Raw genomic sequence first — 14,293 nt, forward strand, 5'->3', positions numbered from 1 at the left:
GTTAATACATGGAAACAATCGTTTCGTATACAAAAAAAATAAAATACATTGCGATTTTTTATGTGATTGCATGCATGATTATTATGATGCGCTTAACGTATCTCCAAGTGTATCTCAATAAAGACCTTCATGATCGAGCACGCCATAATTTTTTGCGCGTCGAAAAAGTATATTCGCGCCGCGGCAATATTCTTGATTGCAATGGTAAACTTCTTGCCACGAATCGCCCTATTACTAATATTTATTGGCGCGGCTCTGGTAACCGACAACTTACTACTGAGCAACAAGCAACGCTGCAAAAAGTTGCAGAGCTTTTAGGAATTACTATCGAACAAACGCAATTGAGCGCCATTAAATATGCAGAGCGCACCTCAAAAGATGCAATTCTTTTTTCCAACGCAACGTTTGAGCAGTTGGGAAAAATTACGGAACTTTTTCCGACCGATAAAAATATAAACATTACGACAGAATTAAAACGCTGCTATCCCTACGGAAGCAAGGCAAGTCACGTGATTGGCTATATTAGCAGCATGAACTCAGAAGGTGCGGGAAAAATGGGGATTGAAAAAATGTTTGAGCCGATGCTGCGAGGCCAAGAAGGCACCGTACTGAAAATGATCAATTCGGTAGGGACGAATCTATATGCTGAAGAACTTTCCAAAGCGCTCGCGGGCCAAGATATTGCAACAACGCTCGATTTAACGCTGCAAGATATTGCGGAAGAATCGTTCCCGCTAGAAAATGGTGGTTGCCTTTTAATTATGGATCCTGAAGATGGCGCGTTAAAAGCGATTGTTTCCCGCCCCGCTTTCGATCCAGCGCTCTTTCTTGATCCGATTCCGCTCAGTGAATGGCAATTATTGCAAGAGAAAAAACCGTTTTTAAACCGAACCGTCTGCTGCTATCCGCCAGCATCGCCCTTCAAACTTGTTACCTTGAGTGCAGCACTTGAAAATAAACTTATTAATCCTGAAATGGTTACCTATTGCAAAGGGTTTACGCGCTTTCGCGGGCGCAAATATCACTGCGCAAATAGAGATGGACACGGCGCACTTTCTGTTCATGAAGCGGTCGCTAAATCGTGCAATATTTTATTTTTTGAAATAGCAAAAAAAATATCGATCGATACGCTAGCCGATTATGCACATCGCTTTGGTTTGGGAGAAAAAACAAATATTTTATTGCCGGAAAATACCGGCCTCGTGCCAACCAGTGAATGGAAACGGCGAGTTAAGCGTGAACCATGGTGGCCCGGAGAAAATTTATCAGCCGTTATTGGTCAAAGTTATTATTTAGTAACCCCACTGCAAACAGCCCGCATGATCGCGAGTATTTTCACCGGCTATTTGGTGAACCCACGCATTATTGCAAGCGAACCGGTAATAAAAAAACCGCTCGCCATTAAACCTGAAACGCGCCAATTTCTCAAAAAGACGATGGAAGCGGTGGTAACCATCGGAACAGCGCAGCGCACTAATAAAATAAATAACGTGAAAGTGTATGCAAAAACAGGAACGGCGCAAATTTTCTCTATGGAAACGCAAGAAAGTGGGGAGCTTGAACCGCTCTATCATGCATGGTTTGCCGGCCGCTTTAGATATAAAAAAGAAAAACCGCTCGTTATGGTATTGCTTGTTGAAAATGTAAGTTCCTCTAAAGAAGCGCCAAAAGTCGCTAAAAAATTCTTTGTTAATTATCGCAATATGATGGCAGAAAAAGAATCTGCCGCTGCGGCATAAGCTCCATAAATACCTCAAAAATAACCTGTCTAACATCTCCTATTTTCAAAAACTTTTTTATACCAATAAGCTCTTTTATTGTCAAAAAACCACCGCTTATTATCTTCAGTCAAAAATCTCTTCAATTGCGCCATATCAACTTTATATCCTCGAAATAAAGCGATAATGTCCCGCAATTCTAGATCTTCAATTTTATCATCCACCAAATCCAAATATAATTCATTCCGAGCGCCCTCAAAACTTTTTATGCATTTAATTTTTTTATCCATTCAAAGAAAGCATCTTCATCATGCTGAGAACCAAATTTAATATTTTTGCAAACTAAATAGTTTGTATTATTGTTCATTTTTTCTTTTTTTAAATCCGCTATTTGAACCAGGCTTTGTTGCCCGCATTTTTAAATATCGTTAATTGTTCTGCATCAAATTATATCGATCGAAAATTCCGAATAATTCTAGCAATTCGCTATCTTCGATTTTTTTAGATTTGATAAGAACGTGGAGAGCATTTCCCACCCCTTTATAATCTTCTATGCACTTTATTTTTTTTAACCAATTAAAAAACAAATCTTCATCATTAGTTGTGTAAAAACGTAATGGTTTACATACCAAAATAATTCTTTTTTCCATAGTAAAAAACGCGCTAATTTCAAAAAGAATCTCGTTACCTGCTCTTTAATTTATCTTCACTTTTAAATTTTTGTAGGAGTAATAATATTTCAGGATTTCCAATATTTTCTGCTAAGGAAAATGCCGTATCGCCAGACGAGTTAGTTACTTGTAAATTTGGTTTAGCATGCTTCAAAAAATACTTTAGTATATCCTCATGTTCATACATTACTGCTAACAAGAAAGGAGTTTCGCCTTCATCAGTTTTAGCATTAATGTCAGTAGCAATATGATGTTCAAATAAAAATCTTACGGCTTCAAGACTTCCATTAATAGCGCATGCCACGTGCAGCGGCGTAGCACCCGTATTGTCCACATAAGATAGAGGAATTTTTTTTTCATATAAATAATCTAAAATATTGATTCTTTTATTTGAAATAAGATCGTAAACGATCGGATTGGTTAAATAAAAATCTTCAGATTTTATTTTTTCAAAAATCTCTTTTATTTGTTCATCCGACGCTCCGTTATCGATCATGTTCGTAATTTCTTCAAAAATGTGCTTATTATTTTTTGGGGAATCCATAGACAATCCTCATTTATTAATTTTTCTTGATGGGACAGCCGGCTTATATAGCTTTAGAGTTTCAGGGTCAATCGACCCAAGATGCTTATAAGAGGAATTATAGGCCTCAACATCATTGTGAAGATGGTCCCATTGCAAGTATTCTGCTCCAGCTAAACTTTCAGCTTTGCTTGTTTTCTTGTAAATTCCATCTTTCCAATACTCATAATCTGGTTTTACTTTTTCAAAAAATTCTTTCTTTGAGATTTTATTTTCTTTACGTTCCTTAAAATCTTTCTTATTTTTTGAATTTTGCCTATTCTTTCCACCCCACGGATCTTCAGGATCTGGACTTCCACCAGTTGCACTTGAATGACTGGATTTAGTTTCCGTATTTCTCTCCGTACTCTTTTCTTTCTGCCCCGTTTTCTGATTATTTGGAGTAATAGTGGATAAAAGTTGAGAACTATTTACTTCGTTGTTCGAGGTCGAATTTCTGATAGCATCTTCTGACTCAGCCATTTGACCAATCGGAGAGTACGCATTTATCTGATTTGCTTGCTCGATAGGTGGTGATTGATCAAAAAAGGCACCTCTCTCATCTTCTAGCGTCAAAATACGAGAATCGATGCCACGTTGCCTCATTTCTTTTACTTCTGAGGGAGAATAGACACGATCTGCGTAATCGGTGCTAAGCATATTGAACTCATATCCATAATCTCGTTGATATCGTTTTTTTGCTTCCTTTAACGATTGTTTTATATTCTTAGGATTAGAATTGATTCTCTCAATTTCCTTAGTGCAATCGAGCTCAGAATTATTGCCTGATATTAACCAAGCTGCCCCTGCCGCACCAGCAATTGCCATACTGGCTTCCAAAGCATATCTTATTAAACTGGGTCCTTCTGCAAGAATAAATCCTATCGCCGGCGGAGCGAAATGCGCTTGACTTGGATGAGTATCAGGAATAGGATAGCCCAGCGCCTTAAGCATACGAGCTATTTCATATCTGTGATCAAAAACACACGCTTGGTACGCCTCATGATTATTTTTTTTAGACTCCAGTTCTTGCAATAATTTAATTGCGTTGTCTTTCATTGATTCTGGCATTAATTTGGGTTGTACATTTTGATCATCGCCCTGAAGGCTATTTATTGTCTTCTGAGATTTGGTAGGTTTTGCGAAATCATGATATGGCACAACGGGAAGTGTTTCGCTCCATGGATCTCGGGTTGGGTTTTTTATTTCCACCTGAGAAAGGTTTGGTTCATGAGAAGTGTAATCTCGCTGCATTGAAGTGGGTTTAGCTCGGGGTACTTTAGGAGCTTCAGGTACAAATGCTGGCTTATGATTTGACGTATTTTGGTTAGGCTGCCCATGTGTATTCGAAATAGCTGGAGCCGATTTGGATGATTGATTGCTTACACCATTTATTGTGCGCTGAACTAGCATGACCGGCTGTCTTGATTTCGCCGTTGATGTATTTTGACTGCTTTTTGATGAGCCGCTGCTCGGCTGACTTGGTGAACTTTTTGAGGCGGTGCTCGGTGATCCCCCTATTGAACGCGTGACTGAAATGACAGGAGTTCTGGGCGAGCTAGGATTCGAATTGCTCGGGCGATTCATAGGATATGTATATGAAAAGTTCGCAATGACCAATAACCAAATTTTTAATTTATGATTTATTGTAAATTTTTTTTCCATACATATTCCTTCTGCCAATTAATATTATGCACCTCCAATTATAATTATTTTTTTTATATTGTTTACTAATAATGAAAATCATTACTATTTTTCTGATAGCGCAAAATTTCGTTATTAGAAATTTAAAGAATGTTCTTTGTTAATTATCGAGATATGATGGCAGAAAAAGAATGCGCTGCAGCTGCTTAATTTTAGAATAGATAAACAGGCTCAGCTTTTTCGTGCGGTTTTAGAAAGTTGCGTTCGCCTATGAAACTCTTTTTTTAGCTCGTTGAAGATGTTCTCGGGATTGCTCAGCGTTTTTTCATCAAACTCTTCATTATTGCTTTTGCTGATCGCAAAAAATGTCTTGTTTTCCCAGAAGCAACTCGCCATTATTATTTGGTTACCAGTGCTCGCAATAAACCACTCACAATTGACGTTCTCTCCTCTGAAAATATTTTCCATAGCATAAAAAGAAGCATTTAAACTGATTAGTATGGCTAACGATAAAAATTTTTTCATTCAGAACTCCATCTCATAAAAATGAGTGTAATATGGACTAAGTGATTGGCATAAAAAAATAGCACCGCAATCGGCAATGAGCGTTTTTTAATGCTCGCAATAATCTCTTTAAGTCGTTCGGCGCAGTGCCTGCTCTTTTTCATATTGTTTTTTTAGTTTTTCAAAAATATCTGTAGCGCCTGGCACTTGGACAACTTCACCATTTACATATTTTGCTGCAAAGGTCTTTTTGTTTTTTTTATTTTGAGTGGCAACAATACCGTCAAAGCTATAGAACTCAGATTTTTCACTTTCCCCTTTAGAAACTTTACTATCCATCGCATCAAGATTATTCAAAAAAACAACACAGCTTATTGCTATTAACATTTTATACATCTTGATTCCCCAAAATATTCAGAAAGCCAGAATCATAATACTCAGAATTTTATAATCGTGATCATTTAATTGCTTGGATGTGCATGTAGCGCCGCCTCAAACTGCAACTCGTACATCTTTTTAAGTAATTGAAACATATCCTTAGGAGTTTTCTCCTCTATTTTTGTTAATGTAGTTGATCCTACATTAATAGGCTTGGGGTTGCCATCAGATAAATAATTGCAATCAACAATCCCCATCAATGGGCCCTCTCAATAATGAGTCGCCCTGACTTTAACATTTTCTGTACCTAGATAATATGATTCGTAGGTATTGGTTTCCTTTTTAATAACCCATCCAGATGTGCTCTCCATTGCGCGTAAACTATCACAAAAACTAAGAACGAAAATAGTTGCTAAGGAATTTATGCATATGAATCCCCTTATTATTTTTTCTAATATTATAGCTAACGAGCAAAAAAAAGAGCAGCGGAATTTAATCCACTGCTCTTAAAAATTTTTAGCAATCAGCGCAAATTTATTTACTTGCTGCTGCTACTCGCTTTGCCAAACGGCCGATTTTGCGGGATGCCGCTTTTTTATGAAGCGTGCCTTTGCCTTTTGCGCGAGCTAATTTCGCTTCGATATCACGCATAAGCTCTTGCGTTACTTTGATATCTTCGCCTTGCTCGATTGCAAGAAGAACTTTTTTTGCAGCACTTTTAATTGCTGTTTTGCGCGCTAGATTTACATCGCGGCGCTTAATATTTTTACGTGCTTGTTTCTTAGCAGATTTCGTATTTGCCATCGTTAGACCTTATTTTTTCTCTAATCTTTGCCTGTATGCAAAGATTATTTTATTCAGGGTCCCCACAACCCGCCGCGAAGCGGTGTAAATTGAGGATTTTATACAACTTTCTCGACTTTACCAGCCTTGATACACTTGGTGCACACAGCTCCACGCATTACTTTCTTTTGCGCTTGGCCAACGATACTGAAACGCATTTTGTGTACGTTTGGGTACACCCAGCGCTTTGTACGGTTATTTGCGTGGCTCACTAAGTTTCCACTTTGAGGACGTTTATCACAGAGGCAACAGATTCTTGACATAATACCAAACATCCTTTCACGAACGTCATTAAATCGTATTCTTCTTTACAATGTACTATAAAATCGTTTTTTTTCAATCTGATTTAACAAGATAAAGCATCAATTACCGATAAATTTGAGGATTTCCAGTACTCTAGGCTCGATAATCGGCCCCGATGACCGCTCCTACCAGACCACGAGCCTCCAAAATTAAGAGGCATTCTGACTGCGATATCCCATACAACTTTAAGGGCCCGCCACAGCCTTGGCCAAGACGGAAGGCCTGGATAACCGTAGTATCGGTGGAGTTTTAGCTTTCTTGCCCCGTTAATCGGAAATTGCTGCGCGGATCGATACCAAGAAGCTCGTAAACCTCATCGGCATAGAGAACCTCTTTTTCAAGAAGCGCAATTGCCAATTTATCAAGTTTTTCTCGGTGATTCTGAAGGAGTTCTTTTACCGCCACCATCGAGTTGCTCAGAATTTTTTCAACAAGCTCGTCAATGCGCTCGGCAGTTTTTTCAGAATAACGATATTCGCGGCTTTGATCATAGACCACTGGGCCCATTTCATCCGTCATTCCGCCGCATACCATTCTGCGCACCAAAGAAGTCGCCTTCCTGAAATCATCACCAGCGCCAGGCGTCATCACACCGCACGCAAGCAGTTCGGCAGCGCGCCCACCAAGAGCAACGTACACGAATGCCATAAATCTATCTTTTGTTTCAAGCATTACATCCCGCTCAGGCAAGAAGTGAGTTACGCCCAATGCTCCGCCGCGTGGAACGATCGTTACTTTATCAAGTGGATCACCATGCTCCGGCATCAGAATGCGTACCAATGCATGCCCCGCTTCATGAAAGGCGGTAATTCTTTTCTCTTCGTCGCTCATTACACGAGATTCCATTTTTTGGCCGAGAGTTAAACGATCGCGCGCCGCTTCAAAGTCGTGCATAGTTACCACGCTATCATCCGCTCGTTTTGCTGCCATCAATGCCGCTTCGTTTACTAAGTTCGCAAGGTCGGCACCAGAAAATCCTGTTGTGCTTCGCGCAATACGAGGCACATCGATACCACCATCAGTTTTAATGCGCGCAAGGTGAACATTAAGAATCTCTTCGCGGCTTTTGAGCGTTGGATAAGGAACGTGAATTTGCTTATCAAATCTTCCTGGTCGTAACAATGCCGGGTCTAAAACATCTGAACGGTTTGTTGCAGCAATAAGAATAACCGAAGAATCGATCGTATTAAATCCATCAAGCTCCGTCAGCAATTGATTCAATGTTTGATTACGCTCTTCACTGCCCCCATCGCCGCCAGATGTGCGATGCGAACCGATTGAATCAAGCTCATCGATAAAAATGATACTTGGCATATGCTTTCGCGCTTGTGCAAAAAGATCACGCACGCGAGATGCACCCACGCCCACATATTTTTCTATGAAATCTGAAGCGCTAACGCTAAAGAATGGGCAATTTCCTTCCCCAGCAACCGCTTTTGCAAGCAATGTTTTACCGTTGCCTGGATCGCCCACTAAAAGCACTCCGCGCGGAATGCGCGCGCCAAGACGTCGATATTTTTCACCATTGCGCAGAAAATCTACAACATCTTTTAATTCTTGTTTTGCTTCGGGCATACCGGCGACATCGGCAAACGTAATTTTGATCTGTGAAGGAACAAACATTTTCGCATTTCCGCTTCCCGTAACCATCGGATTAACGGAAGTAGCGCCGCTCGTTTTCTTCTCGTGTACGATTTTTTTATGCGCAGCTTTTAAATCTGCCATACCAACGTCCGCTTTGCCCTCTTTTGAGGCTTGCAAGGCTGCTTTATTGATAAGATCGCCCAAATCTGCGCCAGAAAATCCGGCCGTTTCTCGTGCCATATCTTTCAAATCAACATCGGAACCCATTTTAACTTTTTGTGCATGAATTGCTAAAATCTGTTCGCGCGCCATTTCATCGGGATAGTCGACCGTCACCATGCGATCAAAACGACCAGGACGCAAGAGCGCCTTATCCAAAACTTCTGGCATATTAGTAGCTGCGACTACGATCACCGCAGAATTATACGATTCAAAACCGTCCATCTCAATCAGAAGCTGATTAAGCGTTTGTTCACGCTCATCGTGCCCACCACCAAAACCGCTTCCGCGTTGACGGCCAATTGCATCAATTTCATCAATAAAAACAATCGCCGGCGAATGACGGCGTACACGTTCAAAAAGATCTCGCACGCGCGCTGCGCCTACGCCCACAAATACTTCAATAAAATCTGAACCGGAAACGCTAAAGAATGGGCAATGCGCTTCGCCTGCCATCGCTTTTGCCAGTAATGTTTTTCCATTACCTGGGTCGCCCACTAAAAGCACACCACGAGGAATACGCGCCCCAAGACGACGATATTTTTCAGGATTTTTTAGAAAATCTACAACGTCTTTTAACGCCTCTTTGGCATCGGTAGCGCCTGCAACAGCGGAAAAGTTTTCACTGATCATAGAAGGGGTAAACATTTTTGCTTTGCTTTTACCCATGGAAAAAATGCCGCCGCTACTATTATTTGAGCCGCGTGCTTGGCGCATGAAATACCAAGCTGCAAGAGGCACCACCAACAACATTGCAATCCACATCATGTACCACATATTGTACGGATTAGAATTTGCAGCTACCGAGAATTCTACATTGTGATTTTTAAGGATGTCCCAATTATTAGTATTTTCAGGCACGGTTACTTCAAAACGAGAGCCATCGTTCATAACGCCAAAAACATCTTGGCCAGAAACATGAACCGCTTTAACATTGCCTTCTTCAACCGCTTTTAAATAGTTTGAATAACTAATTCCTTTAACCTGACGCGTATAATCGGTCAGCTTTGTAAGTAGTCCCAAACAGGCAACAAATAATATAACAATAAAGATAAGATTTCGAGGCCCTTTGGATAATTGATTGAATCGCATTTTTTTCATAAGCGCTATCCTATCGGTCTTATATTTTTTTAACGTGTCGCGTTACCGGCTCTTTCGCTTCAAACCCCAGAGCCATTTTTTCCTGACTGAATTAATTTACGGCCTAAGGGCCGTTCTATTATGTCCAAAGTATACAATATTATCAAAAAACTGTCGATAGATTGCCCTAAAATCAGCGTTTTAGGGCGTGAACAAACATGAGTTGATGTTCTTCAGCAATTTTTCAAGAAGAATCATTGTAGAATGCGCAGCTCTATATCCAAAGAGCAAAAGAAAACAAAATTTTTTTACCAAGCAACGATTGTCTATTTTTATTGTTTGACATGTGCGAACTGTGATAAAATTTCTATTATGAATATTTTATTGGCATGCACTGCGAAAGGCCAGAATGGTGAAATTATCACGAATTTCCGCATTATTTATCATTTTTGTTTTCAGTAAAACATCTGGAATTACCGCTGCAATTACTCAACCCGATGTTAGAAAAACAATTCCAATGGCAGAGTACAATCTTCGCGAAGCGATGACGCAGCTCTGGTCTGATCATGGTATCTGGACACGCATTTACATTATCGAAGCACTTAATAACGCTCCAGGAAAAGAAGCTGCTGCTGACCGCTTGATGAAAAATCAAGATGATATTGGTAATGCGATTGCGCAGTTTTATGGAGAAGACGCTGGAAAAAAAATGACCGCTCTGTTAAAAAATCATATTAAAATTGCCGTAGACATTGTCGATGCTGCAAAAGCAAATAACCAACAAAAATTAAAAGCCAACGATAATTTATGGCATTCAAATGCAGATGATATTGCGCTATTTCTACGAAATGCAAATCCAGGTAATTGGAAATTCAAGCCCCTGCAGACAATGCTTTATGATCACCTTAAATTGACTACAAATGAAGTGCTAGCTCGCTTGAAAAAAGATTGGAGTGGCGACGTAACCAATTTTGATAAAGTTATGGAACAGTTACGAGGCATGGGCCAAGAGTTGTCAAACGGCATTGTAAAACAGTTTCCAGCAAAATTTAAATAACGAGCATCTATTCTATACGCCTATTGGCTGTTCATAAAGCGGCGACCAGCTTGGATAGCAGCAACGGTCTTGTGCGCTCGTGACGTAAATTCGTTCATTGCTAAAAACATGATGCACTGCAACTCTGCTTGTCTTTCCATTGGTGACAGTAAATGCTAAATAGTTTCCGCAGGGCGACCAACACGATTCTTCTTTATTACTGTTATCAAACGTCAATTGTGTATGCGTCTTTGTATTCAAATCATATGAAAAAAGTTGTGCAGTGCCGTTGCACATACGTGAATAAGCTATTTTTTTCGTCGCTTGGCAAAAACTTGGGCTTGAACAATAGCCGTCTGGGGTTAATCTTTCAAATTCTTTTGTATCTGCATGATAATAGCAAATATAGGGTTGCTTACTGCCCGCATCTGAACAAAAAATAATGTCTCCATTATCGCAAAGCGTTGGCGAAATATTTTGGCCAGCGTTATGAGTAACTTGTGAAAGAGAAGATCTGCCTGTTTGCTCATCTATCTGATATAAATAAATGGTGCTTTTGCTTCCAATTGAACCATCGCACGAACAGTAGACCACTTTTTTCCCATCGCTTGAAAACGAAGGACGCATGACAAATCCATCAAGATTCGCGACCATTTTTCTTTTTTTATCCATAGCTACCGACATTAACCGTACATTTGAATTCGTAATTTCTGAATATAAAATCATGGGTGAAAGAGAATCGTTGTTCCAACGCGGGGCAAATGCATTTGCATTCTTCACCAGCAAGGACGATTGTTCTGCACACTTTTCGCAATCAATATAGGGCGCTGTTACATAAATATGTTTTTCAATTTTTTTCCCCTTGATTCTTTTTTCTTTGCAATACGCAATGCGCGTTGAAAAAAAACTACCCTGGCCGGTAAGCAATGGCCATACTTGGTCAGCAATATGTTCTGCAACAATCCGCGCAGGATACTCTTTAATTGAAAACCTCTTCCCCTTAATCATACAATGCGCGTCAAGATCGTATAACCGCCATTCGAGTGTTCCGCCAAACCACGTGTGCGCTAAAAATAATCCTAAACCAAATCCATCTTTCATTAATTCTTTCATTGCAGCTTTTGATGGCTGTTTTTCAAACGGCATGATCGTAACCGAAAATCCGCTCAACATCGCCTTTGAACGTTCAAGCATCTCTTTAAGCAACGTGGAACTTTCGTCCATTATTTCATTTGCATCGATAACGCCAATTAATAATTTCATTTTTTGAACTGAGGATCCTTTAATAGAAACATTCATCGGAGCATTTTCTGCAATGAGGTGTGTACAAAAGACAATGTTGATATAAATAAGCATCTTCATATATCTTTTTATCGTCATCTATAATCCTATCATGGAAAGATTCTGCGCTCCGCCATCCTTCGATACAATTTCTCGCTCTGCTCGAAATCACTCAGGACGAGCGGCCCGCGTTTTTTTATTTTTGTAATTTCTATATTTTTATAATACTAGCACACATTCGTTAAAAATTTTGTTACTCATTTTCATTTGGAACTGAATAAAATTCCGCTCGCCCTGAGTGATTTTTAAGTTTGTTAAAAATCGTATCGAACGGGTGCGGATCATTTTTCTTTACAATTGAAACGCAATAACCAATTCTTTTCCTGCAAGATCGCGTGGCAAATAAGTTTGCAATAGCGCCATGCGCGCAGCAATATCATACGTAATAAGGGTTGATGATTCTTGAATCACCGCATTTGAAACTTTCCCGTCATTATCAACAGATACTTTCACGATGCAGCCGCGCGGAGGCCGAATTCCTGCCGGTGGATGCCAAGCGCGCTCAATCTCTTCTTGGATAACCGCATATAAACAAAGAGCATCATATTCTTGATGGCCGATCGCAATTATTTCATTATCGACCGCAGTGGGTTTAATATCGTTTTGAGAAAGAATCGGTTGCTGCTGAATTTCCTGCTTTTCAGTAACCATTTTTTTTAATTGTTCGGGCTGCTTTTCTATCTCTTCTTTTTTTTCTAGAATTTTTTTGAGTGGCTCCGGTTTTAATTCTTGTTTTTTTTCAATTATTTTTTCCGGCGTTTTTTTTGCTGCAGCAACGATTTTTTCTTTTTTAGGTTCCGCTTTTTTTTCTTTGGCCGATGTCTTTAATGGTTGCTTTTGCTGTTTCTTTTGAACAATCTGTTTTTTTTCCGGCTTCATTTTATTAATTGTCGTAGATGGCCCAGGAGATGCAGTGACTGGCACCTTTTTTTCCGAAACATTTTTCGGTGATTGATTTTGCAATTGAGCAACTCGCTTCATCGCACCAGGAATATGATGTGCCGTGGAAACAAACTGAATAGGCAAATCTGAAATGCGGCGAGAACCGATCATCACCTGCATCGTGTTTGTATTTTTTGGCGGCACAAATAGAAGAACTACCATTGCGATATGCAATGCAATGGAAGCGGTGCACGAAATAATAATTAAGCGCGATAGATTAAACCGTAACGCTTGCCAGCGCAATCTTAACATCTTGAACACCCCCAACAGCCTTGATGCGATCTATAACCCCTACCAAGGTACCGCATGATTTCCCTTCATCAATGCGCACCCAAACACTGACCGGTTTTTTAAATGAACGGCTTGCGTGCACTTTAATTTCAGTGCCAAGCTGTTCTAATGCTATCGGTTTACTATTCAAAAATAAACCGCCTTTAGCATCAATCGTTACCACAATCTCTTGCCCGTCCTTGCCGCCCTCTTTTGATTGGCCTTGCGGTAAATTTACTTTAATCGCGTTATGAATCATCGGCGTTGTCACCATGAAAATAATCAGCAAAGTGAGTGCCGTATCGATCATCGGCGTTAAACTCAGCTCCGGTATTGATGCTTGCGCGCGACGGCGTCTGCGTAATTTCATCATGCGCACCCTTCCCGCTATTTAAGGAATAACGTATTGACCGAAAACACTAAACGATCGGTTAAATTATAAAGATAATATTCAAGAGTGCGTACACGCGTCGATAAATAATGGAACATCATTAAAGCTGGAATAGCCACCATAAGCCCCGCAAGCGTCGTGATAAGCGCTTCTGCAATACCAGGAGCAATCGTTGGAATGTCTGCCGTTTGCTTTTCGCTAATGCGCACGAACGAGTGAATTAATCCCCACACGGTGCCAAATAAACCGAGCAATGGAGAAACGGCAGCGATCGCCGCAAAGAACGGTAAATACGATTCTTCAGTGTGCAAAACATCGCCCACGCTTTGCTCCAAGTCTCCTTCAACGATCTCAAGTTCTCGATCAGAAAGTGGCGTAAAACTTTGTCGCGTTTCCAATATGGTTTTTAGAATAGTTAAATTTTTTGTGATGACAAATCCGGGCATGGTATGCGCATGTTCACTTGCAACTGCTCGTAGATCATCAAAAGTGGAAGCACGCCTAACATCCTTTAAGGCTTGCATAAGCTGCCGACGACGAGCCGCGCCAAGAATTAATTTATAGATAAAAAGCGCCCATGAAATAATAGAAAGAGCGAGCAGCGTAAGCAAAATAATTTTTGTCATCGCATCTGATTGAGTAATCAGCTGAATAACCGGATTCGAGTATACCCCAACCATGAAATTCCCTTCAGTAATACTTTTTTTATACCTCCACGTACGGTTATTCTACAGTTTTTTAATAGTTTTGGACAAGATTTATATGAACTAGTCAAAAATCGATCAAATTTTGACAATTTGTAATTAT

General features: G+C 40.0%; 15 protein-coding genes. 2 read left to right on the forward strand and 13 right to left on the reverse strand.

Annotation, left to right across the window (positions count from 1 at the left end):
• Nucleotides 1–8 precede the first annotated feature (8 nt).
• Nucleotides 9–1,739 carry a penicillin-binding transpeptidase domain-containing protein gene (locus VHO47_03390; GenBank protein ID HEX2978136.1) on the forward strand — a complete coding sequence of 577 codons (1,731 nt, stop codon included), beginning with the start codon at nt 9–11 and terminating at the stop codon, nt 1,737–1,739.
• A 29-nt stretch (nt 1,740–1,768) separates the two neighbouring features.
• Here VHO47_03390 and VHO47_03395 read toward each other — a convergent pair whose 3' ends face one another.
• The 9 genes from VHO47_03395 to ftsH all read right to left on the reverse strand — a co-directional run bounded on the left by VHO47_03395 (nt 1,769) and on the right by ftsH (nt 9,527).
• The gene (locus tag VHO47_03395) at nt 1,769–2,008 is read right to left on the reverse strand and encodes a hypothetical protein (GenBank protein HEX2978137.1); all 240 of its coding nucleotides are present in this window, start codon (nt 2,006–2,008) and stop codon (nt 1,769–1,771) included.
• Between the two features lie 394 nt (nt 2,009–2,402).
• A complete protein-coding gene (locus tag VHO47_03400; GenBank protein ID HEX2978138.1) occupies nt 2,403–2,933 on the reverse strand; it encodes an ankyrin repeat domain-containing protein in 531 nt (176 codons plus the stop codon).
• Between the two features lie 9 nt (nt 2,934–2,942).
• A complete protein-coding gene (locus VHO47_03405) occupies nt 2,943–4,616 on the reverse strand; it encodes a colicin E3/pyocin S6 family cytotoxin (protein ID HEX2978139.1) in 1,674 nt (557 codons plus the stop codon).
• Between the two features lie 210 nt (nt 4,617–4,826).
• A complete protein-coding gene (locus VHO47_03410) occupies nt 4,827–5,120 on the reverse strand; it encodes a hypothetical protein (GenBank protein HEX2978140.1) in 294 nt (97 codons plus the stop codon).
• A gap of 108 nt (nt 5,121–5,228) precedes the next feature.
• Nucleotides 5,229–5,495 (reverse strand): hypothetical protein, encoded by a 267-nt coding sequence (locus tag VHO47_03415; GenBank protein ID HEX2978141.1) that lies wholly within the window; start codon nt 5,493–5,495, stop codon nt 5,229–5,231.
• Nucleotides 5,496–5,560: 65 nt separating this feature from the next.
• Complete coding sequence (locus tag VHO47_03420) at nt 5,561–5,734, reverse strand: hypothetical protein (protein ID HEX2978142.1); 174 nt, start codon at nt 5,732–5,734, stop codon at nt 5,561–5,563.
• Between the two features lie 277 nt (nt 5,735–6,011).
• Nucleotides 6,012–6,281: a 30S ribosomal protein S20 gene (rpsT, locus tag VHO47_03425; GenBank protein ID HEX2978143.1), complete on the reverse strand. Its 270-nt coding sequence runs from the start codon at nt 6,279–6,281 to the stop codon at nt 6,012–6,014.
• A 98-nt stretch (nt 6,282–6,379) separates the two neighbouring features.
• Entirely contained in the window at nt 6,380–6,583 is a 204-nt protein-coding gene (gene rpmB, locus VHO47_03430) for a 50S ribosomal protein L28 (GenBank protein ID HEX2978144.1), read from the reverse strand.
• A 289-nt stretch (nt 6,584–6,872) separates the two neighbouring features.
• Nucleotides 6,873–9,527, reverse strand: a complete 2,655-nt coding sequence (gene ftsH, locus VHO47_03435; GenBank protein HEX2978145.1) for an ATP-dependent zinc metalloprotease FtsH — start codon at nt 9,525–9,527, stop codon at nt 6,873–6,875.
• A 388-nt stretch (nt 9,528–9,915) separates the two neighbouring features.
• Here ftsH and VHO47_03440 point away from each other — a divergent pair, with 388 nt between their 5' ends.
• The gene (locus VHO47_03440; GenBank protein HEX2978146.1) at nt 9,916–10,563 is read left to right on the forward strand and encodes a hypothetical protein; all 648 of its coding nucleotides are present in this window, start codon (nt 9,916–9,918) and stop codon (nt 10,561–10,563) included.
• A gap of 12 nt (nt 10,564–10,575) precedes the next feature.
• Here VHO47_03440 and VHO47_03445 read toward each other — a convergent pair whose 3' ends face one another.
• The 4 genes from VHO47_03445 to VHO47_03460 form a co-directional block, all read right to left on the reverse strand.
• Entirely contained in the window at nt 10,576–11,922 is a 1,347-nt protein-coding gene (locus VHO47_03445; GenBank protein ID HEX2978147.1) for a hypothetical protein, read from the reverse strand.
• Between the two features lie 252 nt (nt 11,923–12,174).
• Nucleotides 12,175–13,077, reverse strand: a complete 903-nt coding sequence (locus VHO47_03450; protein ID HEX2978148.1) for a TonB C-terminal domain-containing protein — start codon at nt 13,075–13,077, stop codon at nt 12,175–12,177.
• Nucleotides 13,043–13,468 carry a biopolymer transporter ExbD gene (locus VHO47_03455; GenBank protein ID HEX2978149.1) on the reverse strand — a complete coding sequence of 142 codons (426 nt, stop codon included), beginning with the start codon at nt 13,466–13,468 and terminating at the stop codon, nt 13,043–13,045. The genes VHO47_03450 and VHO47_03455 overlap by 35 nt, the downstream gene beginning before the upstream one ends.
• A gap of 14 nt (nt 13,469–13,482) precedes the next feature.
• Nucleotides 13,483–14,166: a MotA/TolQ/ExbB proton channel family protein gene (locus VHO47_03460; protein ID HEX2978150.1), complete on the reverse strand. Its 684-nt coding sequence runs from the start codon at nt 14,164–14,166 to the stop codon at nt 13,483–13,485.
• Between the last annotated feature and the right edge of the window lie 127 nt (nt 14,167–14,293).

The organism is Candidatus Babeliales bacterium, assembly GCA_036260945.1.
Taxonomy (GTDB): Bacteria; Babelota; Babeliae; order Babelales; family JACPOV01; genus JACPOV01.